The 21,788-nt window shown below is 49.1% G+C and carries 15 protein-coding genes and 1 pseudogene; 11 read left to right on the top strand and 5 right to left on the bottom strand.

The window, feature by feature from the left end; translation table 11 throughout:
• The first annotated feature begins 184 nt into the window (after nt 1-184).
• The 4 genes from J4F31_10320 to J4F31_10305 are packed head-to-tail and all read left to right on the top strand — an operon-like array spanning nt 185 to nt 6,496.
• Complete coding sequence (locus tag J4F31_10320) at nt 185-493, top strand: hypothetical protein (GenBank protein MCE2496951.1); 309 nt, start codon at nt 185-187, stop codon at nt 491-493.
• Nucleotides 494-535: 42 nt separating this feature from the next.
• The gene (locus tag J4F31_10315; GenBank protein ID MCE2496950.1) at nt 536-2,764 is read left to right on the top strand and encodes a hypothetical protein; all 2,229 of its coding nucleotides are present in this window, start codon (nt 536-538) and stop codon (nt 2,762-2,764) included.
• Nucleotide 2,765: 1 nt separating this feature from the next.
• Nucleotides 2,766-4,373, top strand: coding sequence for a hypothetical protein (locus J4F31_10310; GenBank protein ID MCE2496949.1), 1,608 nt, complete (start codon nt 2,766-2,768; stop codon nt 4,371-4,373).
• Complete coding sequence (locus tag J4F31_10305) at nt 4,370-6,496, top strand: hypothetical protein (GenBank protein MCE2496948.1); 2,127 nt, start codon at nt 4,370-4,372, stop codon at nt 6,494-6,496. The genes J4F31_10310 and J4F31_10305 overlap by 4 nt, the downstream gene beginning before the upstream one ends.
• On the opposite strand, the gene J4F31_10300 is transcribed toward J4F31_10305, so the two are convergent.
• Complete coding sequence (locus tag J4F31_10300) at nt 6,480-7,538, bottom strand: site-specific integrase (protein ID MCE2496947.1); 1,059 nt, start codon at nt 7,536-7,538, stop codon at nt 6,480-6,482. The two genes, J4F31_10305 and J4F31_10300, sit on opposite strands and share 17 nt — an antisense overlap.
• A gap of 787 nt (nt 7,539-8,325) precedes the next feature.
• Between J4F31_10300 and J4F31_10295 the strand changes: the two genes are divergently transcribed.
• The 4 genes from J4F31_10295 (at nt 8,326) to J4F31_10280 (ending at nt 12,051) form a co-directional block, all read left to right on the top strand.
• On the top strand, nt 8,326-8,934 hold the full coding sequence (locus tag J4F31_10295) for a hypothetical protein (GenBank protein ID MCE2496946.1): 609 nt from the start codon (nt 8,326-8,328) through the stop codon (nt 8,932-8,934).
• A gap of 216 nt (nt 8,935-9,150) precedes the next feature.
• Entirely contained in the window at nt 9,151-9,360 is a 210-nt protein-coding gene (locus J4F31_10290) for a hypothetical protein (protein ID MCE2496945.1), read from the top strand.
• A 61-nt stretch (nt 9,361-9,421) separates the two neighbouring features.
• On the top strand, nt 9,422-11,023 hold the full coding sequence (locus J4F31_10285; protein ID MCE2496944.1) for a T9SS type A sorting domain-containing protein: 1,602 nt from the start codon (nt 9,422-9,424) through the stop codon (nt 11,021-11,023).
• A gap of 98 nt (nt 11,024-11,121) precedes the next feature.
• Nucleotides 11,122-12,051: a hypothetical protein gene (locus tag J4F31_10280; protein MCE2496943.1), complete on the top strand. Its 930-nt coding sequence runs from the start codon at nt 11,122-11,124 to the stop codon at nt 12,049-12,051.
• 75 nt (nt 12,052-12,126) lie between these two features.
• On the opposite strand, the pseudogene J4F31_10275 reads toward J4F31_10280, so the two are convergent.
• A pseudogene (locus tag J4F31_10275) lies at nt 12,127-12,768 on the bottom strand (SCO family protein).
• 117 nt (nt 12,769-12,885) lie between these two features.
• Here J4F31_10275 and J4F31_10270 point away from each other — a divergent pair.
• Entirely contained in the window at nt 12,886-13,293 is a 408-nt protein-coding gene (locus J4F31_10270; GenBank protein MCE2496942.1) for a hypothetical protein, read from the top strand.
• 289 nt (nt 13,294-13,582) lie between these two features.
• Here the strand turns inward: J4F31_10270 and J4F31_10265 are convergent, their stop codons facing one another.
• Genes J4F31_10265 through J4F31_10255 form a run of 3 tightly spaced genes read right to left on the bottom strand, consistent with a single transcriptional unit; the run spans nt 13,583 to nt 19,460 of the window.
• Nucleotides 13,583-15,592, bottom strand: a complete 2,010-nt coding sequence (locus tag J4F31_10265; protein MCE2496941.1) for a tetratricopeptide repeat protein — start codon at nt 15,590-15,592, stop codon at nt 13,583-13,585.
• A gap of 5 nt (nt 15,593-15,597) precedes the next feature.
• On the bottom strand, nt 15,598-17,517 hold the full coding sequence (locus tag J4F31_10260) for a glycosyltransferase family 39 protein (GenBank protein ID MCE2496940.1): 1,920 nt from the start codon (nt 17,515-17,517) through the stop codon (nt 15,598-15,600).
• A gap of 2 nt (nt 17,518-17,519) precedes the next feature.
• Nucleotides 17,520-19,460, bottom strand: a complete 1,941-nt coding sequence (locus J4F31_10255; GenBank protein MCE2496939.1) for a glycosyltransferase family 39 protein — start codon at nt 19,458-19,460, stop codon at nt 17,520-17,522.
• 95 nt (nt 19,461-19,555) lie between these two features.
• Between J4F31_10255 and J4F31_10250 the strand changes: the two genes are divergently transcribed.
• Nucleotides 19,556-20,485: a glycosyltransferase family 2 protein gene (locus J4F31_10250; protein ID MCE2496938.1), complete on the top strand. Its 930-nt coding sequence runs from the start codon at nt 19,556-19,558 to the stop codon at nt 20,483-20,485.
• Complete coding sequence (locus tag J4F31_10245; GenBank protein MCE2496937.1) at nt 20,460-21,590, top strand: glycosyltransferase family 4 protein; 1,131 nt, start codon at nt 20,460-20,462, stop codon at nt 21,588-21,590. Before J4F31_10250 ends, J4F31_10245 begins: the two co-directional genes overlap by 26 nt.
• Nucleotides 21,591-21,788 lie beyond the last annotated feature (198 nt).

The following is a 21,788-nucleotide window of genomic DNA, read 5'->3' as shown; positions in this document are numbered from 1 at the left end:
GACCGGGTCTGGAAACAAAACTATAAACCCACAAAAAATCAAGAAAATAAATTGTTAAACCCAAAAACTCTGCTAAATTAATTGATGATTTCTGTCCAATTTATAGGGGGTCAATACAGACAAGCCCGAGGATCGGAAAAAATTCAAGGAGCTCCAAGGTCGATTCACTGAGTTGAAAGGTGGAATGAAAGATCTTCGTAACGAGATCAACGGCGTTTCCGGTAAAAAAGGCGGCGGAGGTCTTTCGGCAATCAAAGGGATGCTCCCTACTCTTGGCTCGGCCATGGTCGCTGCCTTTGCCGTTCAAAAGGTCATGGAATTCGCCGGGTGGATCACGCGCACTGTGTCCGAGATGAATAAGCTAAAGACCACCGCCACACAGCTCACCGACCTTACTGAAGAGTCGCTCAATACCTTCGTGGCCAACTCAAAGGCCATTGCCCAGACCTTTGACCAAGACGTGAACAAGGTCATGGAGGCCGCAAACAACTAAGCTCAAGCCTTTAATGTCACCCAAGCGGAAGCTCTTGAGTCAATGGAAAAAGGGTTCTTGGCCGGAGCAGATGTCTCCGGAGAATTCCTTGATCAGCTGCGCGAGTATCCTCAGCTGCTCAAAGAAACGGGAGTCGAAGGCGAAGAGGCTATTGCGATCATGACCCGCCAGGTCAAAGAGGGCGTGTATTCTGACAAAGGAATCGATGTCATCAAAGAGGCGAACATACGTCTGCGCGAAATGACGCCGGCTACGAAAGAGGCACTCGAGTCCATCGGTTTGTCATCTACCGAAATACAAGAAGGCCTCGAGAACGGTTCGCTGAAGATGATCGATGTCATTCGCCAGGTTTCAAGTAGGCTCGACACCCTCCCACCGCAGTCTCAACGCGTTGGTCAGGTGCTGGCCGATGTGTTTGGCGGTGCCGGCGAAGATGCCGGACTTGAATTCCTAACCTCGCTTCAGGACTCGAATGTAGCGCTCGAGGAGATGATCGACCGCACAAGTGACTTGACTGTTGCCCAGCAGAACAACCTTGAGGCTTCGAAGCTTTGGAATCAAGTGATCGTGGACCTTACCGGTCCGAACTCTACACTGGGTCGAATCTGGTCAGCGACAAAGCTGTCCGTAGCTGGAGCGGCCGCGGCGGCTTCGTCGGATAGTGTTGGATTTTGGGAAAAGGTATGGGGCTTTATGGATGTCACCGGAATTCAATCAGCTAAGAATCAGAGTAAAGCCATTGCTGAGAGAATAATGCGAGAACAAGAGCTGGCCGCTGAGGAACAAGCTCGAAGGGAGCAAGAGATCGAAGCCGAGAATCAAAAGCTTCTCGGACAACTACGGAACGAAGGCCACAGACTAAAGCTCGAGGGCATTGAGGAGATGGATCTCGAAACCCTTCAAATGGCCGTTAATCAAGCGCAGGAAGAACTCAATGCCGAGAAGGAGAAACAGGAGGCCCTAGAAAAGGAACGCAAAAAAGCTGCCGAGAAGCAGGCCAAGGAAAAGGCAAAGGCCGAGGAAGACATCAACAAGTTCTTAGCCGATGCGGCCCTGAATCGTGAACTCGCCGCCATGGGCGAAGATGAGCGTGAGCTCCAGCGCATCCGCAATCAATACGACGAGAAGATTCGCCTCGCAGAAGAGTACGGCCTTTCAACCGTAGAGCTCGAAAAGGATCGACTTGCAGCCATAAAAGCCCAAGAAGAGATATACCGTCAGCGTGACATTGAGCAAAAAATCGCACTGCAAGATCAGCTCTACATGTTAGGGCTAAGTGCCAATGAGCGCGAGCTTAATGCGGTTCATAAAAAGTACGAGGATCTCTGGTCACAAGTAGAGTCCGGAAGCGAAGAAGAGGCCCTTATCATGCACCTTTGGAATGAAGAGGTCGCAGCGCTAAACGACAAGCATCGACTCACTGAGGTCCAGAAAGAACAGCAGAAGCAAGATCAAATCATCCAAGCGGAGCTTGCCGCCATCGAAACCCGTCGAAGCATTGCCAACAACCTCGCGCAATCCATGTCGAACTTGTTGTCCATGGTGGCGGGTAATGCCTCAGAAGCCGCAGGCTTTCAAAAGGCGCTCGCTTTGTTCCAGATCGGCGTTGATACTGCCTCAGCCATAAGCTCACTCGTGGCGGGAGCAGCAAAAACAGGTAATCCCATAGCTTTTGCCGTGCAGTTTGCCTCGACGCTGGCCATGGTGACAGCCAACATGCTTAAGGCAAAAAAGATGCTTACTGATGATCCGCCTGAGGCGCCTCAGTTCATGGCTTCAGGTGGTGTTCTAAAAGGTCGACGCCACTCTTCCGGTGGCAATCCGGTCTTTGACGGCCGTACTGGCCAGCTCATTGCCGAGGTCGAAGAAGGTGAGCCGCTTCTTTCGCGCGAAACCTACGCGAACAACCGCGAAGCAGTAGACGCCTTGCTCTACAGCAGCATGTTCAAAAATGGCGCACGAGTCGATTGGCTGGCGAACGCCGGCCCTCAGATGAACTTCGACAAAATGCTCGGTGCCGTCATGAAATTCGAGCGTGGCGGAGTCCCTGTTCCTCGACAATCACCATCTTCCGCTGCAACAGGTTCCACAGCTTCTTCAGCCAGCACGCCCCACAGCAGTCTAGAGCATGTGTTGAACCAACACCTGATCCTACTGCGTCAACTTCAAGAAGAAGGCATAATCGCCATGATTGGCGACTCCACCATCCGCGAACTCCGCAGTAGAGATTCATTTCTAAAACAAGTCGAAGACGACGCTAAAATCAGCTGATATGCCCATTGTAATTAATGAAGCTCCTACAGGTCCAATTCTTGCTGACGATCCGCATTTAGTGCGCATTACAGGTGACGGCTATATTGACGAAAGTCTCAACGACGATCCGTCGGCGATCATCTTCAACGTGCCGAACCTGCCGAATACGGGCGATGTGTTCCACTTCGCTATTCCGTCTCTAAATATCGATATGACCTTTGAAGCCATTGGCGTGTCTCCTGATGCAGACGACACTTTGCAGTTCTTCGATGGCACAGGATACGTTAGCGTCACGGACTACATCGATGACGAGGTTATACCGATTCTGTTGAGGAACCCTATCCTCATGAAGTATTTCGCGATCTACCGATCCGATGTCAACAAATTCAAGTTGGAGGTGCGCGATTACGACAACATGCCGCCCTACACCTTAACCGTAGAAGCCGGTCAGCCTTGGTCATTAACTCAGGAGAATCTGCTGTTCAAGGACTACTACATTCCTGAATACGCCATTGTGCTTGAGGTCTGGCTGGGCACCACCCCGGGCCTTTCCTTTAGTGCCAACGATTGGACATTCTTTCAGCGCGTTTCTAAGACCGTTGATGAGAGTGGCGTGGCCAAGTTTGATCTATCGAGAATCACACGCAACTTACCTTGCGATCTTGAACTCCCGGCCGGCGGCACTATGGTGCGTAGGAACTCGGTAGTCAACTACATTGGTCTTCGCGCATATGATCGAAAAGTCGTAAGCACCTCCCATCCTACATACTACGGCGTTCAAGACACCGAGATCCTAATCTGGACATTTGCAGGGGGCACTCCAAAATGGAAATCTCCAAGCGTGGATTTACTGAGTCGTTGGAATAGCGTCGATTCTCAAGAGCGTTGGCTCACATGGTTCAACTACGCTCGTAGAGTTCGTCAAAACCAAAAAGCCTATCTGTACTACGTTCACGCCAATGCAAGTTCTTCCAACATCTATTTGCGCTGCACAGTCACGTACACGGATGGTACGTCCGAGTCGTTTACTGTGGGGGTTGATGAAGACCCGGATCCGAAGCTTGACAACATGGGCTGGTATGATGTAATTCAGGTAGACGTGTCCTGGGCGCAGTTCGAAAGTCAACTCGATTCAGAAAAGACGATGGATTCATACGAGCTTTGGATTGCCAAGAACATGTCGACCAGCGACATCCTTTCACCTAAGATGCCGTTCAAGGTTGATCGCCGCCGCCGCAAGTCCGAGCGTTTGTTCTTATACCGAAATTCATTTGGTGTGTTCGAGAACCTACGGTTCGATGGGGACTCTTTCGAAGGCGTGAAGGTGGAGACCGAGCTCGCCGCCCGAGTGCTGGAGGCTGGCTACGACACCGACTTCTCAGAAATCTTCGTCAACAAGGTTCGTGCGCAACGCTCCCTCGAGGCCTCCACCGGCTTTCTCTCGCGAAATGAACTCGATCACTTCGTCGACTTTGTGCTTTCCGATGAAGTCTACCTATGGTACGAAGGCGGGTGGGTGCCCGTTATCGCCGAACGCCGTGAGGTTGATCTATACGCCGGAAAGGAGTTCTTCAAAGGCGTCACCATGAAATTCTTGATTGACTCTGAACAACAGCACCACGCATGAAGATCGGGAATATAGAGCTCATTATAGAAGGGGTCTCAGTGGATCTTCCCAAGAACCTCCGATTAACGAAGGTCGAGAAGAACCAAATCTTTGAAGACGGTTTAACTGCGGATTACACCTACCCCATTACCCTTCCGATATCTCCTGTAAATAACAGAGTGCTCGGACTCTTTCACCTGCCCGAGTCCGACACCGATATTCGCGTGCTAGACGGCGTATTGAATTTCATTGGAGTAAGCTATCTAGCGAAAGTGAGATTCTGGAAGGCCAGCTCGTCCGGGTATGAAGTGTCCATTAAGACCGGGCATTTGGTTTCAGATGTGATGGAGCAGCCATTAAGCAGCCTCCCTCTAAAAAGCTATGTAGTAGATGACTTGCAAACCATTGAAGCTTGGGACTACAGTTGGCCTGATCGTGACTGTTGTTTCCCTCTCATAATCTGGCGTGAGTACTTCGGTGAGAATCCGGACGGTGATGACTCCAATAAGAAGTTCCCGTACTACTCCGGTCTGATCAACCTGCCGGATCCATACAGAAGTGGTGAAATAGCTTGGAACCCAATTAGTGATGGAACTACGGCCGGAGGTGTTGATGAAGGTATACCTGTAAATTTCTCGGATGCTGTGCCTCAAGTGTTCATTTGTCATTTGATCGAAAAAGGATTCGCTGCGGCCGGCTATCACGTTGAAGGCCTTACCGGGTATTTGACAAGCATTTTTCTGTTGTGTAACAAAGGCATCGGTCGAATGGAGGACTATGGACTTGTTAGAGCTGAACATGACTCCGCTCAGAATTGGCACGGAACACCCGGAACAGTTCACAAGCTAAAGGCTGAGGTTGAGCTCACGGACTCAGACAATAAGTACAACGACGCTACATCAGCGTACCATGCTGATAAGGTCAACTCTATCTATGAGTTAAGCATTGAGCTTGAATTTGAATGTGGCGCAACCTATAACGCCGTACCCGGAACAGACTACTTCAACATCTATGTCGGTAATGATGCACCTGGCGAATTAGTTGCATTTCATCAGCACCAGCTCGGAGGCATGACTGTGGGTGACAAGGTCGTGATTAAGAAAGAAGGGAAAGGTCTACTAAATGGCATAGCCTCCGGTGATTTACTCAAGATCTACGCTGAACCTATATACGAAGATGTGGGTACGGGATCCACACTGCACATTCAGGCTAAGGTCAATTACATTCGAATTGAGTGGAAGAATTGGAGCTGGTCCAATAGACTGAGGATGCTTGACTTTGATTTGGCCAACCATGTTCCGGACTGGACCTTCGGTGAGTTCATATCCAAGCTCAAAGACGCCTTAAACCTCAATTTCTACGCATCGCTTGATGAAAAGGTGGTGACCGTTTCAGCCCCATCAACAGGTGTCGCTGTTCTTCCGTTTAACGCATCGGATAGCGTATCTCCGGTGCCAACAATATCCCGTGAGAAAAAGTCGCGATTCATAGGCTTCAAGAAGCCCAAAGATAAGTCATACGACGAAATTCAGCTCACGGGAATACTTGCTGTGGATGGAGTATATTCTGAGGAACGCGTTGAAAATGTGACGGATGTCGATGAAGTAAAAGAGGTGGAGGGCACTCCGCTGCCGTTGAAAAAAGGAAGTGATTTCGACGACATAGAGTTCAATCGGTACGAATACCTTCCGTTCACACGCCTTGAAGGATACAATGAAACAGCGGGTGTAAAAGGAGAGCTTGAACATCTCAGGCTCATGTTCCACCGGGGAAAGCTTACGCCTGATGATATTTTTCTCTTTGCCAACTCAACAGGAGCGCACCCCTACTACTCCATATCATTCGGGCCAATAGACATTTCGTTTGCACTGCGCATCAACGCCTTCGATGAGTCTATCCCGGAAAGTCAGATTCAGACCCTGTGGAAAGCAAACTTCTATCCATGGTACCAGATGCTGCTCAACAGTAAAGAAATCGAGTTCGAGTGGTACCCTGATACAAAAGAGCTCGCTGAGCTTCCGCCCAACGAGCCCTTCCGCGCTTATGGCCGAACCATCATTCCGATCGAACGCGAAATCGAGGTGGTTCACGATCACCTGAAGGTGAAGGTCAAGGGCCTGATGCGTTTTAATCCGGATCCGTAAACCCGCGCACCTTGTTGCGAATGATCTCGGAGGCTCTCTTCATGTCCTGCGCAACGTAACCATTGGTGATCTCAAGGCTATGGTGGTCGGCGTGGTCGCGAACCGAGTGGGGATCAATCTTGTGGACCATATCCGTTATGCCCGTTTCACGTAGGCTGTAGAACTGGTTGTTTGGCGGCAGCGGTATTTGCCGCCGGTACTTGGTCCGGACATCGGTGATCTTTTTTGGATTCAGCATTTCGGGGCCGGGTTTAAACCCGTCAGCAGAAAAGAGGTAATAATTGGGCGGACAATCATCGAGCCGCAGGCTCCGCAACTCTTTTTCGAACACCTTGGGGATGGTGGCCGAGCGCTCCTTTCGGTTCTTGGCCACCTCGTGTCCCACGTAAATGTAGCCTCGATCGAGGTACACATCTTTCACCCTTATGAAGCAGAGCTCCTTACGGCGAATGAGGCAGTAGTAGGCGGCAAGGCACAGACGGAGGTAGTGCGGATCGTGCTCCTGAAGAAACTCATGCGGGCGTACCTTATTGACCGCGCTAATGGGTTGGCGTCGGCGGGGAGCCTCGCGCAGTTTTGGGATCTCCTCAGCCGGGTTAGCCTTGCAGTATTCTTGGGAGACCATCCAGCGGCCAAGCTTTACTAGGAAGTCGTGGTGGTGGTTGCGGGTGCGCGCTGAAACTTCCCGATCCAAATACATGTGGTCGAGGTACTGCATGAGGTGTGACCGCTTGAGCTCCATGATGTATACCAGATCGAAATGGTTCTCCTTTAACCACTTGCGGAAGACGCTGATGAACGATGTATCGGTGCGGAGCGAGTCTTTGCGAATGCCGCCTGTTTTACAATCGCGTTGCTTGAAGAGCAGGTATCGATCGAACACCTCGTCGACGGTGGCAAAGGCGTTGGCCGATTCTTGTTCCATCCACGGGTTGTATCCGGATTCGAGTTCGCGATTGAGTTTGCGGATGAGCTCGTTGGCGTGTTTGCGGCGTTCACGCTTGTTCTTGATGCGCTTGAGCTTGATCTTCTTGCGCTTCATTTTGCCTTCGATGGGGTGCCAGCAACGGTACCACACAAAGGTGTCAACTTCTCCTTGATAGAACTGTGGGGGGGGGTGTACCGGATTTGACCCGGCATCAATTTTTTAAGGTCAGGCATTTTTTTACGGCTTTGGCTGCACCGCCGCACGTAACTCAACACACATCAGTCCCGATATGGTCCCGATGATTACCCTAAAAACACCGAAACCCCAGTGTTTACTGAGGTTTCCGGTGGAATAGTAGCGGGGGCAGGACTTTCGGCAAAGCCGAAGGACCTGGTTTGGGGGTGCTTAACAAAGCCAATCGAGGCCTCGCTTCACTCGCTTTTTTCGCTACCGACAGGCTGCAAGCGAGCTTGCGCCTGCCAATGAGCTACAAGGACTTTCGGCGAAGCCGAAGGACCTGGTTTGGGGATGCTTAACAAGAATCGAAAGAGCTCGGTGACACCGGCTTTTCTCATTTCCTTCTGGCATCGAAGCGAGCTTCGAGCCATCCAGAAATGAAAAAAGCCCAGGAAATTCCCGGGCTCATTCGGTTCTTGTAGCGGGATGAGCCCGACGAGCTACCAACTGCTCCACCCCGCGATAATTGGACGACAAAGATACGACCTTTTATGGAACCACCAAACGAAAAAGAAAGAAATACGCAATGTCCAAAACGCTCGACGGTTCGAACAAGGCCTCGTGAATATTTTCGTACTTTCGGTTTAGTTCATTGACAATCAGGCACTCTGCACCCTCTGGAATTCTGCGATTTCAATTTTTAACCATTTAAACTCTATGAGTCATGAAGAAAATTTTTATCGCAGCGGGACTAGTCGCCATAAGTATGGTGTTTTGGTCCTGTGAAAATGAGGAAGACCAATCTCTGAAACCGGAAACAAAAACGACAGATCAGGTTTCTGATGATGATTTGGCTATCATTCACTCGCAGCTCGTCGCTGTATGGAATGAAATCGGTCGACGAATCGTTCAAAAGCCCGAAATATGGAACGATCTAGAAGTTGCATTCGTTGAAAATGATGAAACTGCCATCAAAACGCTTCTAGAAATCTCCAACGAAGAAGGACAAGCATTTTCCCTGATCCTTCAAACGGCCGGAGAACAGGCTGAGGCGAATGGCGTAGAAATTCAATCGCTCCCTGAAGTCTGCAATTCGGATTGCATTCCTAAGATGTTCGATGCGCTCAGAGAGCACTCCGAGCCATTTGAAGAATTATTTGGTATCGCAGGTCGCGAAAGAGATGGGTGTAATTACTACGACTACTCAGCAGCATTGATCGGTTGTGCCGGATTAGGACCATATCTCTACTGGCCTTGTGCCATGGAGCAATACAGCCCTTTGGGCAGCGCTCCTTTTTTATGCCTCAGAAAAATTTATTTTGGACGGGTGTGAGGCAGAATCAAAAATAAACCTAAATTAGCTGTAACTCTTTCTCAGCTTTTAGACCCAAAAGTGCAAATTGAGTTGAAGACGTACAATGGCTCGGGGACGAATCGAGCACCTGGTGTTTCGGCCCCACGCACGATGCCATTTGCGGAGGACCCTCCCCTCTCTGAATGAGATGAAATTTTAAACATTTTATTATGGAAAACCTACTTCCCCTTTTTAGTGATCTTACTTGTAGCACCTCTGGCTGTATGGATTCAGCGAAAGAGCATTTTATTCAGAGCTTATTGGGCTGCAATAGGTAGCATCCTGGTCGCCGTGATCAACATCGTTTACCTTGGCGAGTTCCATTGGAAGATCATGTTGATTCCACTTATAATGTTCTTCTATGCCATTCACTTATTCTACGGCTACAGAACAAGAAATCTGTAAGCGACCAAAGTCATAGTTTGGGTTCAAAAGAGCGTATACCTTGCCCCGAAATTAGACAAGTATGCGCTCTTTTGTTTTGTTTTTCACCATCCTCCCGGCAGAATTTCAACTCCATGCTCAGGCTCCCTTTTCGATTCAACTAGAAGAAGTTACGGCTGCCGGATTGCCCGGAGTTCAAAGCTTTGCATGGGGTCAAGATTCGCTTGCTCGAATATTGATCATCGCGGGCCGTACAGATGGCCTGCATCGAAGACAACCTTTTGCTTCATTCGACGCGGCCGGAAATAATGGAACACTCTATGTTCTCGACACTTCCGGAACACTTTTAGCTTCGCGGGACCTCGGAAGTGACCTAACCTTGGATCAACGTGAGCAATTGTCATCGACCAACCCGGAGTTCATACAGCGGGGAAACCCGCTCTACTTCGTTGGGGGTTACGGCTACCGCACCTCCTTATCGGACCATTCCACATTTGACCGACTGATCGCTATTGATGTGAACCAAACCGTTCAACAAATACTCAACGACCAGCCCATCGATGCTCATGTTCGTACCCTAACAGATACTTCGTTTGCCGCGACGGGCGGCTACATCGGCTTGTTGAGCGATACGTTCTACCTAGTCGGAGGTCAGTACTTCCACGGCCGATACAATCCAATGGGGCCCACACACGAACCGGGATTCACACAGCGATACACCAATGTCATTCGCACATTCAGCCTCTTCGACGATGGCACATCATTAGTTCTTTCGAATGTCAGTGAGACCCGAAATGAGCAGGATCTTCACCGGCGCGACTACAACTTGGCTGCACAAATATTTCCAGGTGATCAGCGGGGTTTTACGGCTTTCTCGGGAGTGTTTCAACCACAAACAGACCTCCCCTGGCTGAATTTCGTGGACATCGTACCCGAGTCATATACCGTAAGGAACGACGCCCAACAACAGCTGAATCAGTACCACATCGCACATGTTGTTGTGTATGACGAGGCGACCCTATCGAACCACACCGTATTCTTTGGTGGTCTTGCTCGGTACGTACCGAATTCAAGTGGTGGGTTAGACGATGATACCAATGTGCCATTCACGTCGACGATATCATGTATCAGTCGGGATTCCGCAAATGCGTTGAGCGAGCACTATTTTGCCGAACAAATGCCCGGACTCCTGGGCTCCGGCGCAGAATTTATTCCTGCCGCAGGCAGCAATTACGACGATCAAGAGATTCTGCATTGGACCGGAAATGAAAACTACCCGGTATTGGCGGGTTACGTGTACGGAGGTATCGAAAGCTCTGCTGCCAACATCTTCTTTGTGAACGACGGGTCCCAAAGCGATGCCGGTTTGCGGTGGTTCAAAGTGTGGCTGGTGCCGGGGAACGTATCGTCTTGGGAAGCTGTTGCCCCATCCAATGCCGACCGGGTCAAGGTGTATCCGAATCCATCGAGCGGCAAAATTCATTTAGAAGTGTACAATCCCCTGTCGACCAGAATTAAGATTAAAATATACGATGCACATGGAAGAACGATCAATGAAGGCGAATTTTCGTTGAATAATGAAAATCGTGTAGTTTTAGAGGGTCCGGATGGAATATTTGGACGCCTTTTGGTCGAAGTGGAAAATAGTGGCCGAATCCATAAACAATGGATTCATCATCACTAGCTCGTGTAATTTGTCAATCATCCATGCATGGCAAAGTTATCCTGCCAGCTATCTTTTTAACTCTATGGACGTACAGTTCAGCCCAGTCTCACTATAGCATGAGAAATGCAGTCGAAGATGCGCGGCGGTCGGGATTCATGCACTTGAGACTTTACGAAAAACTAAATGAGGAGGCTGCCGATATGCGCGGAAATAGGGCCCTGGATTCTATGGAGATTGAGTTCATTCGGGGAGAATTTAACGGGCCGTATCCCAGTGATTTTCAGGGCCTGGCAAAGCAAAATTTAGGAAATGGTTTTGATCAGATTTATTTAACACAGTGGAATAAAGCCCGCCGGAAAGACTTGGAATTCCAACTAGCCTTGGAGTCCGCTCGTATAGATGTCGCCGTGCGACAAGCTTACCTCGACTGGGTCAGTGCTGCATTTTTACTGAAGCAACTTAACAGATTATTCGAAAAAGTGGACTCCGTGGATTTTGACACTACTTGGAAATGGACCAAGCGGCATATAGAAATGAGCTCTTGGCAAAGCCGATGCGAAGAGAAACTCAAACGATTTACGGGTAAAGTGAACCTTTCAAGTGAGCTGGCACCGACCGAGACGCCTAAACCCATGATTCGATCTTCTGTTGAATCGCAGGTTTCTGAGGATTTCTCACTACTCAGCCTACGAAATAACGCACAAAGCTCAGTCACAAAATGGGAACGTCGATACAATTTCAGCCAAAAACTCCCCGACATTTGGTTCGGATACTATCAATTGACCATTGCCGATACTTACGGATACGATGGAATTTTAATTCAGATGGATGTACCTTGGTCCAATTGGTTCGAGCAAAAAGTGGAACCGATCGCCGAGCTACCCGCCGGAGTACCGAGCCAGGAAACGTTTGATCGAGATCAACTTAAAGTAAACTTGATCGAAGAGTTTTCGCGATTTGAAGGCCATTACTTAACCGTAGCGCCGGAGCTGCTTAAAAGGACTCAAAACTCAAATGATTTAGACAACGCTTGGCCTACTGGGTAGACTATATCGGTCTCGTGACAGAATACAACAAGGCCCTTGTCGAGTGGCAACTCGTATTGCAGCTTTAAAAGCATCTCACTCGATGTCGTACTCTTCTTTAAGCACGTCTATGTCCCGAATCAACCGCTGCACATCGGCCTTATCAGTACGTCGTAGAATCCTCTGAGGCGGAACTCCTTATCGACCAGCACGAAATTTTCGGTGTGGATAAAATCGGTTTGGCCGCCATTTCCCTCCGTGGTAACAGCGAAATACGACTTCCTGGCGAGGTCGTAGATCTCTTGTTTGTCCCCTGTCAAAAGGGCCCATTTCTGCTGCTCAATCCCGTATTGCTCGGCATAAGCGGCCAGTACAGGCGCCGAATCTTGCTCGGGAAAAACCGAATGCGAGACCAAGTGAACTTCCGGGTCGGTGCGAAACTCTTCTTGAACCAAGTACATGTGTTTCACCATGTCCTTGCATATGGTCGGACAGGTAGATCGAACCTTCCAGGTCGCCTCGGGTAAATTCCTCACCTGATTGATCGATCAAACTAAATTCTCGGATCACGTGATCAGCGCTTATCCCCTGCACTGCTTCATCGACCAACTTAGGGTTGATGTAGGAAGGTTGGTAGATCGGTAATTTCTTTTCCGGCGTCAAAATAGGAACGGCGATCAACATTCCCACAACGGCAACGGCCAAAACAACTCCTATGCGTATCCAAAGACTCTTCATAATGTCGAATTCTGGTGCAAAGGTACAACCCCCACGGAGCTCATTTTGTTAATTTTCACAAAAGGGCCTCGGAATAATCGAGAGGTTTTTATCTTGACCATCTAAACCACGATAACCATGAAAAAAATATTGATGGCCCTGGCGATAGCCGGTTCACTCGTTTCGTGCAACAACAACAAAGCGCAGGTCGAAGAGCTAGAACAAGAAGTGTTGCAACTGCACGATGATGTCATGGCCAAGATGTCCGATTTAGCTAAATACGAGGATGCCCTGGCTAAAAGGGTTGCGGACACCACCGCCCTGCTCGACAGCGTGGCACGCATAGAAATGGACAGCACGCGAGCCCGGGTATTGAGAGCCCACCAAGGCATGCTGAACTGGATGCGCGACTACAATCCACCCTCTGTCGACGAAAGTGCCGAAGCGGCCAAAGCCTACCTCGAAGAGCAGAAAAACAAGATGCAGAAACTCAAAGAATTGACGAACAAGAGCCTAGATGAAGCGGCCGCAATTCTTAACGAATAGGTCACGCCGAACACATCTTAATATCTTGGTTAACAAATACTTTAGCAGTGCTTTTTCATTAAAGTGCTGCTTTTTTATTTTAAAGGGAATAAAAACCAAGACATGGGCACGGACTCCAATAGCAAGACGAATTACTTTGAGGTCTCACTGATCGTGGGCTTCATCATTGTGATCGCCATCGCCGCCTACGTAAATTTGACGTAGAAAGAGCGACTTTTAAAGGCCTTTTTATTCTCGCCCTCACGGGCGGATTAGCCCCTCCCACCCCTGAATTTTCTTTATCGTATTACTAATTCGGCACCCGCCGCTGATACTGCCGGGCCATCTCTGAATCGCCCATGCGATTGTACGTTATCGCCAAGTTCATGAGTACCTCTCGGTCGTTAGGAGCAATTTGCTCGGCCTTCTTCAAGGCATTGATCGCATCTTGGTACCGCTCCCGGATTCCGTACACGGTTCCGAGGTTTTTCCAGCCACGAACATCATCCGGATGCACATCAGTAGCCGCTTTAAAGGCCTCCTCTGCCTTTCCAAACATTTTCATCGACTTCCCATATAGCTCTCCTTTTCGGATGAGCATTTCGTAGTTATTTGGCTTATACGTCAAGTACCGATCGATAACCTCTACTTGGTACTTCGCGCTTTTCGAGCTATTCAGCACGATCAACATGTTGCGCGGCACATTGACATTATCCGGAGCCAATTCAAGGATATCAAAATAGTATTCCAGAGTGCCTTCGATGTTCTGATTCAACTTAAACTCGGCATTGCCGCGAAGCAATAGTGCATCGACGTAATTCGGATGGATCTCCAAGGCTCGATCCAAATACTCGATCGCTTCATGATACATCTGTTTTTGCTGCTGCGGTTGCTGAACGGCATCCGCGGCATCGATCAGGCTTCCTCCGGCGGTAACATTGCTCTTGGCACTGTTTTTCGAAATGTGCACATCGTGTTGGAAAAGTGTAAAGTCATTCTTCCAGTCGGGGTTGCGCGTAACGGTCTTGATAGTGAAGCCAATCAATAGAACAGCAATAACGTACTGCGCAACCTTTTCGGCCCGTAGGGCCTCCATTACACGGGGAAGTCGACGAATCAGCAACACGCCTATGAGCAGGGTCCAGGCGAAGCTACCGAAGTAAGCAAAACGCTCGTTCATGAAGGCACCGATCGGGAAAAAGAGGTTCGAAACGATGCTCATGGTAGCGAAGAAATACAGTATTCCAAAGCTCATGACGTCGCGCCTGGGCAAGCGAGTCAATGCAAATACTCCCATGGCGACATACAGCACGGCGCTGGTGATGAATCGGAGATCGGTCAAATTCGTGATTGGGATGTGGTAGGGGTAGTAATCGTACGTTAACGGGTGCGGGAAGAACAAAAGCTTCAGGTATACACCCAATGTGTAAATGATGGTCGCGTACTTTTGGGTGACACTCATTTGCAAGAAGGGGTTGTTCATGAGCTCTGTGGCGATCTCGGTCTTCGGGAATCCGATCACGGCAAAACGAATGGCCAGGAAAGCCGCCGCTCCCAAGAGCAAGGGCACAAAGTTCATGGCAATCTTGGAAATCGATTTCTCCGTAAAGAAATAGTGACCCAATGGAATTACCGCAAGGAAGGTGATGGCATTCTCCTTGGAGAGTAAGCCTGCAAAGAGCGCTAAAGCCGAAAATAGGGCGTATTTAAATCCTTTCCCGTCTAAGTAGTCCCAGGAGTACTTCCAGGCCAGCATAGCGCCTAAAAAAGCCAGCATATCGTCTCGCCCTTTGATGTTCGCCACGACTTCCGTGTGCAATGGGTGGGCCAAGAACAGCAGAGCGACTACGAGCGGTAGCGACAGGTACCATTTATTCGCAGAGTCCGAATCCTGTGGCCACTTACTTGCGATCATTCGCTGAACGAGCTGCCAAATAACGATGGCCGTGAGCACGTAAAAGAGAATATTAAAAAAGTGGCCGGCCGATGGGCTTTCGCCAAAGAGCTCATATTCGATGGCAAAGGTCACCAATGAAAGCGGTCGATAGCGGCCACCGGCAACCAGTTCCTTCGCAGTGCCGAAGAATCCGGTGAAGGTATCGTACTTGAACAGGTCGGGAATTCCGGCAACCCCTTGCTTGGTAAACTGGTTCGAAGTAATCGCAATGGCGTCGTCCAACGCGTAATCGTTACCCAGAGTGTTCGCGTAAAGGATCAACCCCGCGATGCAGAGAACGAGGTACACCATTCGGCTCTGTTGCCACCAAGGTTGATTTACCGCCGATTTTTTCGCTTTGCTCTTTGCCTTTTTCTTAGCCATAAATCTTAATTGAGTCCTTTTCTAAGAGTCTTTACACGCTCCGACTCCCCTTCTCGAGCAACCAATTCGTCGATCGATTCACTGAGCAAGGCCGGGTTTCTGTTATTGTAGGCGATCACACCCAAACTATACCACGGATTTGGATTCTCGGGTTCGCGTCTCGCCGCTTCTCTGAAGGCTCGGGCAGCTTCTTCGTGCCGCCCAAACTCGTTTTCCAGGATTCGCCCTTTCGTCATAAGGGATTCGGCATTTACCGTATCGTATTCGAGGAATCGATTTACAGCATCGAGGTGACCATTTGGATCGTTCACCTTATTGAAAACGAAATTGATGTTCGACATCATGATCCGCCTGTTGTCCTGGTTATTTCTAACATCCATACACCGAATGTAGTAGTCGACGGCCTCGTCTATTCGGCCTTGATTGAAGCGAATGGTTCCCATTTCACTCAATGCTTCAATATAGTTCGGATATATTTCCAATGCTCTTTCAACATGGCTTATGCCCTCATTGAGCATGGCATCGCGCTTTTGTCCGGCCGGAAGTTTTACCGCCCGCTTTACGGTCTGAACACCATAGACCAAATTGACCTTGCAACTGTTTACCGAGGTCTGTACATCGGCAGCATAAAGCGTTTCATTATCCTTCCAGTCGCGGTTGCGTGAAATGCTCACAATGGCAAAGATTCCAGCAATGGCAATTACGGCATATTTGAGCCGATCCGACACCTTGAGGCCGTCTTTTTCATCGAGGAAATGCTCTAATCCAACAGCCACGGCAAGTGCCCATCCTACTGAAGACATGAAAACGAACCTCTCGTTCATGAATGCTCCAATAGTGAAGAACACGTTGGACACAATGCTGAGTGTGGCAAAATAGAAGAGTATTCCAAAGCTGACCACGTTCTTCTTGGGCAGTTTTATCAAACCCCAGACAAATAGAGCACCGTTCGAAACAATGCCCAGCCAAACTCGCCAATCTGAAAAATCCATCAACGGAATATGGTATGGGTAATAGTCGGCGGTCAACCCTGCCGGAACAAAGAGAAGCTGAAGGTAACGCCACAAAGTGTAGAATGTAGTTCCGTAGCGTTCGCCAACGGTAGCCTCCATGAACGGGTTATTGATCAGGTTATCCGCCTGCCCACCGCTGAAGACGCCCACGACCGAAATCCTTAGGGCCATGAAAACTACCGTTGCCACGATTGCAGGCGCAAAGGTAATCGCGTAGTCTTTGAGGGTTGATTTACGAAAGTAAAACAGAGAAAGCGGTATGACCGCCAAGAATGTAATGGTGTTTTCTTTCGACATGATCCCAAAAAAGAACAACAGCCCGGACCACAGCAAAAGAGTTGGTTTTTGCTCGTCTTTATAGCGCAGGGCGAACCACGCCGCGCCCAACGAACCTAGAAGTGCGAATATATCGTCGCGCCCTTTTATGTTGGCCACTACCTCGGTGTGCAATGGGTGTACAGCAAATAAAAGAGCTGCTATGAAGGGTACGGTCCAAAGTCGATGTTCCTCGACCTTGAGTAACCGAAATAGCCAAAAATAAAGTAGCACGGTCAGTAAACCGTAGAAGATGATGTTGAGGAAATGGCCAACAGCCGGATTCTCCCCAAACAGAGCGTATTCTGCCGAGAAGAAAATTAGCGACATCGGGCGGTATCTACCTCCGGCGACCAAGTCGCGCTCGTTTCCGAAGAACCCGGTGAAACTGTCCTTGGCAAGGTGATCTCCTATACCTTCAAAACCTTGCTTGGTGTATTCATTGCCCGTGATGACGATTGAATCGTCAAGCGCAAATCCGTGTCCCAGAGTATTGACGTACACCAACCCACTGATGGCGAAGAGCAACAAGGTCATGGCACGGGCCGTGACTCCTTTATTTCTCGAAACTTGCTTATTCTTGGCCTTTTTTGCCATGTTTATTGGGCTTGTTGACGATAATAGGCTGCGCTATCTGCCTCCCCCATTCTCATATAAACATCGGCCAGGGTGGCCTTTACCTTTTTATCATTGGGCCGCAGGGAATCCAATTTTTTGAAGGCCCGAATACTATCATCGTAATTCGACAGCTCGAGCTGAATGAGTCCAAGATCTTGCCAAGCCGTAGCGTAATCGGGTCGGATCTCCAGTGCCTTTTCGTAATAGGGTACGGCCTTTTTGAAGTTCTTCTTCAGTCTCGAATACGAAGTAGCGAGGATCATGTTCAGGTCAAAAGACTGCGTTAATTTAGGGTACAGTCCTTCATAGATCGCAATTTGGTTATCTACGCCCGCTTCTTTTGTAATGTCCTGGATATTCTTGAGTATGACCTTTACGTCTACGTCCCTGTTGAGCTCGAGCAACCTGAGGTAATTATCGACAAAGACTTCCGGATTTCCTGTTAGGTAGTATCCTGTAATCGCCAATAGGTTGTAAGTGTCGGGCAGTGTTGGATCAATTTCTTCCGATTTCTTAAGGTGTTGGTTCGACTCTTGAAGGATCGATCGGTGTTGATTCATGTTCGGGTTTTGCATGGCCTCTAGGTACATCATTTTGCCGTAGGTAAAATGAATCTTTGCACTCTCGGTGCTGACCTCGATATCTGCGGCAACGAGCGCATCATCGTTTTTCCAGTCGCGGTTTCGAGCAATGGTGAGTACACTGAACAACAGGGCAAGACTGACCAGAACTCCTTTTGAGAGAGAGGAGGATTGGGACCATTGAGGAGCTTCCTTGAACAAGTATGTTTTGAAGAAAAAAGCCACAGCGATAGCCCAACCAAAGGTAGAGATATACGCGAATCGCTCGCTCATGAATACTCCCACCGGAAAGAGCACATTGGAGGTCAAGCCCAGACCGATGAAGAAAACGGCAATACCGAACCCCCACCACGTCTTCCGCACGATTCCGATCACAGCACCCGCAACCCCTAATACGATGGCAGCCAAAGAAAGAACCGTTCCGATGGATGTCCATTGCTGGATGGGAATGTGATACGGGTAGTAATCGTGCGTAAGTGGGTAGGGAATAAAGCTCAACTTGATGTACTGCCCCAGTGTGTACACGATGGTCGCGTATTTTTCCGAGGCGTTCATTTCGAGGAAAGGGTTATTCATCAGCTGGTCGGCCACCTCAGACTTTGGAAAACCAACCACAGCAAACCTCAAGGCGAGAAAAGCAATGGTGGCGATACCGATGGGAATCATGCGTTTCCATACCTGCGCATCGACCCGGGCGATCCAAAAAGCGAGGGGGTAAATGACCGCGAATGCTATAGTGCTCTCCTTTGAGAGCAGGGCGAGGAAGAAAAGGATACCAGTTGCAAATCGTGCCTTAGGCACAGATTTTAAAGCATACAGGCCCGCGGCGGCGGCGAGTAAGAAGGCCAGAAGGTCATCGCGACCTTTGATGTTGGCGACCACTTCGGTATGAAGCGGGTGTACTACGAAGAGGAGGGCCGCGATAAAGGCCATGCTTGCGATAGCGTCCTCTTCGCGGAGTAAGCTTTTAAGGAAGCGATAGAGGATCAGCGCAGTTAGGGCGTAAAACAGCAAATTGAAGAAGTGGCTCACACCGGGGTTATTTCCGAAGAGGGCATTTTCGATGCTGAAGGTTACGAGGCTCAGGGGGCGATATCGGGCGCCGGCAACGAGTTCCATTTTTTGGCCGAAGAACCCGACGAATGATTCGTTGGACAGGTGATCGGCGATTCCGGCAAAGCCATTCCGGGTGAATTGGTTATTGGTGATGACGATCTTATCATCGAGAGCATAATCGTGCGAAAGCGTGTTGAGGTATAGCAAGGCCGCCAGAAGCATGAGTATGATCTCGGGTTGGGTAAATAGGCTCGATTTCTTCTTTGTGCGCTTTTGTTTCGCCATGAACGAGAGGATGAGTTACGAAAATAGTTTTTTTCGCTCGCGCCCCAAAAGGCCGATGCGGTCTGTTTTTATACCTTTGGGCAAACTTAACGCCCATGGACATTTCGGTGGTCATACCGGTCATGAACGAAGAAGGCAATGTTGCCGAACTCCACCGCGAGATCGTGGAAACTTGCGAAGCACAAAACTACCAATACGAGATCATTTTTGTGGATGACGGTTCGATTGACCGCACGATAGAGATCATTCAGGGGTTGAAGCCCGTAAAATTGATCGAATTCCGCAAGAATTTTGGTCAGACCGCTGCCATGGACGCCGGAATTAAAGCAGCTCAGTATACCTATATCGTGACCATGGATGGCGACCGGCAAAACGATCCGGTCGACATTCCGGCCATGCTGGAATTCATAGACTCACAGGGGTTAGATGTCGTGAGCGGCTGGCGCAAGAATCGGAAAGACACCTTCGCCAAGCACTTTGTATCGCGCGGAGCCAACATGCTGCGAAAGCTACTGATCAACGATCGAATACACGACAGTGGCTGTTCGCTGAAAGTGTATCGCAGGGCTTGCTTTAAAGGAATATCACTATACGGCGAGATGCACCGCTTTTTACCGGCCATTTTGAAGATCAAGGGATTCAAGGTCGGAGAAGTCGTGGTGAATCACCGTGCACGAACGGCCGGTGTAACGAAATACAACTGGCGCCGCACGTTAAAGGGACTCATCGACATGATATCGGTGTGGTTCTGGAATAAGTACTCTGTTCGCCCACTGCATTTACTGGGCGGCATTGGCATATCGGCCATGATCCTCTCTTTTTTCGCGGGGTTGTGGACGGTTTACCAATTCTTAATGGGGCAAAGCATGTCGGACAGTGCCTGGCCGTTGGTAACGATGTTCCTGTTTTTAGGAGGCCTGCAGCTCTTTATCTCGGGCTTGCTCGCAGACATCATGATCAAGAACTACTTCGAAACCACAAAAGACCACAGCTACAGTATTGCCCGCGTCATCGAAAACGAATAAACCGAGAGTTCTCATTCTCAATTACGAGTACCCGCCATTGGGAGGAGGTGCTGCGAACGCGACTTACTATTTATTGAAGGAGCTCGGCCTACGGCCGGATGATCTATCCGCGACTTTGATCACCTCTTCGGTCGACAAAGCACGACACGAGCAAGTTGCACCGAACATCGACATTCATTACCTCGACATTGGTAAGAATGGAGATATCCACTACCAAAGTCAAAAGGACCTTCTGACGTATTCGTACAAGGCGTACAAATTGGCCAAGGGGCTACAACGAAATACTCCCTTTGACGTTGTTCATGCCTTTTTTGGTATTCCATGCGGTTTTATCGCTATGCGCCTGGGCCTACCGTATATCGTGTCGTTGAGAGGAAGCGATGTCCCGTTTTACAACGAGCGTTTTTACTGGCAGGATAAAATTTTATTTCAGCGCTTGAGCAGGTCGATATGGAAAAAAGCACGTCATGTAGTTGCCAATTCTCAAGGGCTTAAGGATCTCGCTCTGGATACAAATTCACAGAAGATTATCGAGATCATTCCCAACGGTATCAAATTATCAGATTTCGAAGAAAAAGCCTCAATTAATACTGAGAGACAATTGCGCATTGTCAGTACCGGTCGCCTAATACCCAGAAAAGGCTATAATTTGCTCTTAGAGGCCCTCAAAGACGCGCAAGGCGTGTCAGCTACCATTATTGGCGATGGGCCCGAGAAAGAGGCTCTTTTGAGCCAGGCGAAAGAATTAAATGTCGATCTAACACTCACCGGTGCACTACCACACGAGAAAATACCAATGGAACTCTCTCAACACGATCTCTTCGTTCTGCCATCGTATAACGAAGGAATGAGCAATGCGGCACTGGAAGCCATGGCGGTAGGCCTTCCACTTTTATTGACCGATGTCGGCGGGAGTAAAGAGCTTATCCGTGGTAACGGCTGGATCATTCCAACAGGCGATGTCGAGATCCTTCGCCGCCGAATTCAAGAAGCGAATGCGGATAGAACTGGGTTAGCAGATTTGTCCAATGCCTCGGTTCGACATTCTAAAGAGTTCACCTGGGCTAAAATGGCCGAATCATACCTCAATCTTTACAAAGCTTAAACGAGCTTCTTTCATCCTTTCAAGGCGTCAACCTCTAACCAAACCACTCATTTCGAATCGCGGATCGGTAAGGCGTTCTACTTCTTAACATTCTCTAATTGATATCGCTAATTCGAAATATACTACGCCAGCTATAATCACAAAAAAAACCCCTCCGCAATGGAGGGGGCTTCTCTATTTATTTCAGCTTTAGCCGAT

It is taken from the genome of Flavobacteriales bacterium, from assembly GCA_021296215.1.
Taxonomy (GTDB): Bacteria; Bacteroidota; Bacteroidia; order Flavobacteriales; family ECT2AJA-044; genus ECT2AJA-044.
The sequence above is the reverse complement of the archived record's forward strand: the minus strand, read 5'-3'. Positions and strand labels throughout refer to the sequence as shown.

What these genes read in the sequence shown, in the direction of transcription:
- J4F31_10255 (MCE2496939.1), bottom strand. Translation starts at nt 19,460, where the DNA reads ATGGCGAAACAAAAGCGCACAAAGAAGAAATCGAGCCTATTTACCCAA.
- J4F31_10295 (MCE2496946.1), top strand. Translation starts at nt 8,326, where the DNA reads ATGAAGAAAATTTTTATCGCAGCGGGACTAGTCGCCATAAGTATGGTG.
- J4F31_10280 (MCE2496943.1), top strand. Translation starts at nt 11,122, where the DNA reads ATGAGAAATGCAGTCGAAGATGCGCGGCGGTCGGGATTCATGCACTTG.
- J4F31_10305 (MCE2496948.1), top strand. Translation starts at nt 4,370, where the DNA reads ATGAAGATCGGGAATATAGAGCTCATTATAGAAGGGGTCTCAGTGGAT.
- J4F31_10270 (MCE2496942.1), top strand. Translation starts at nt 12,886, where the DNA reads ATGAAAAAAATATTGATGGCCCTGGCGATAGCCGGTTCACTCGTTTCG.
- J4F31_10260 (MCE2496940.1), bottom strand. Translation starts at nt 17,517, where the DNA reads ATGGCAAAAAAGGCCAAGAATAAGCAAGTTTCGAGAAATAAAGGAGTC.
- J4F31_10265 (MCE2496941.1), bottom strand. Translation starts at nt 15,592, where the DNA reads ATGGCTAAGAAAAAGGCAAAGAGCAAAGCGAAAAAATCGGCGGTAAAT.
- J4F31_10320 (MCE2496951.1), top strand. Translation starts at nt 185, where the DNA reads ATGAAAGATCTTCGTAACGAGATCAACGGCGTTTCCGGTAAAAAAGGC.
- J4F31_10300 (MCE2496947.1), bottom strand. Translation starts at nt 7,538, where the DNA reads ATGAAGCGCAAGAAGATCAAGCTCAAGCGCATCAAGAACAAGCGTGAA.
- J4F31_10310 (MCE2496949.1), top strand. Translation starts at nt 2,766, where the DNA reads ATGCCCATTGTAATTAATGAAGCTCCTACAGGTCCAATTCTTGCTGAC.
- J4F31_10250 (MCE2496938.1), top strand. Translation starts at nt 19,556, where the DNA reads ATGGACATTTCGGTGGTCATACCGGTCATGAACGAAGAAGGCAATGTT.
- J4F31_10315 (MCE2496950.1), top strand. Translation starts at nt 536, where the DNA reads ATGGAAAAAGGGTTCTTGGCCGGAGCAGATGTCTCCGGAGAATTCCTT.
- J4F31_10285 (MCE2496944.1), top strand. Translation starts at nt 9,422, where the DNA reads ATGCGCTCTTTTGTTTTGTTTTTCACCATCCTCCCGGCAGAATTTCAA.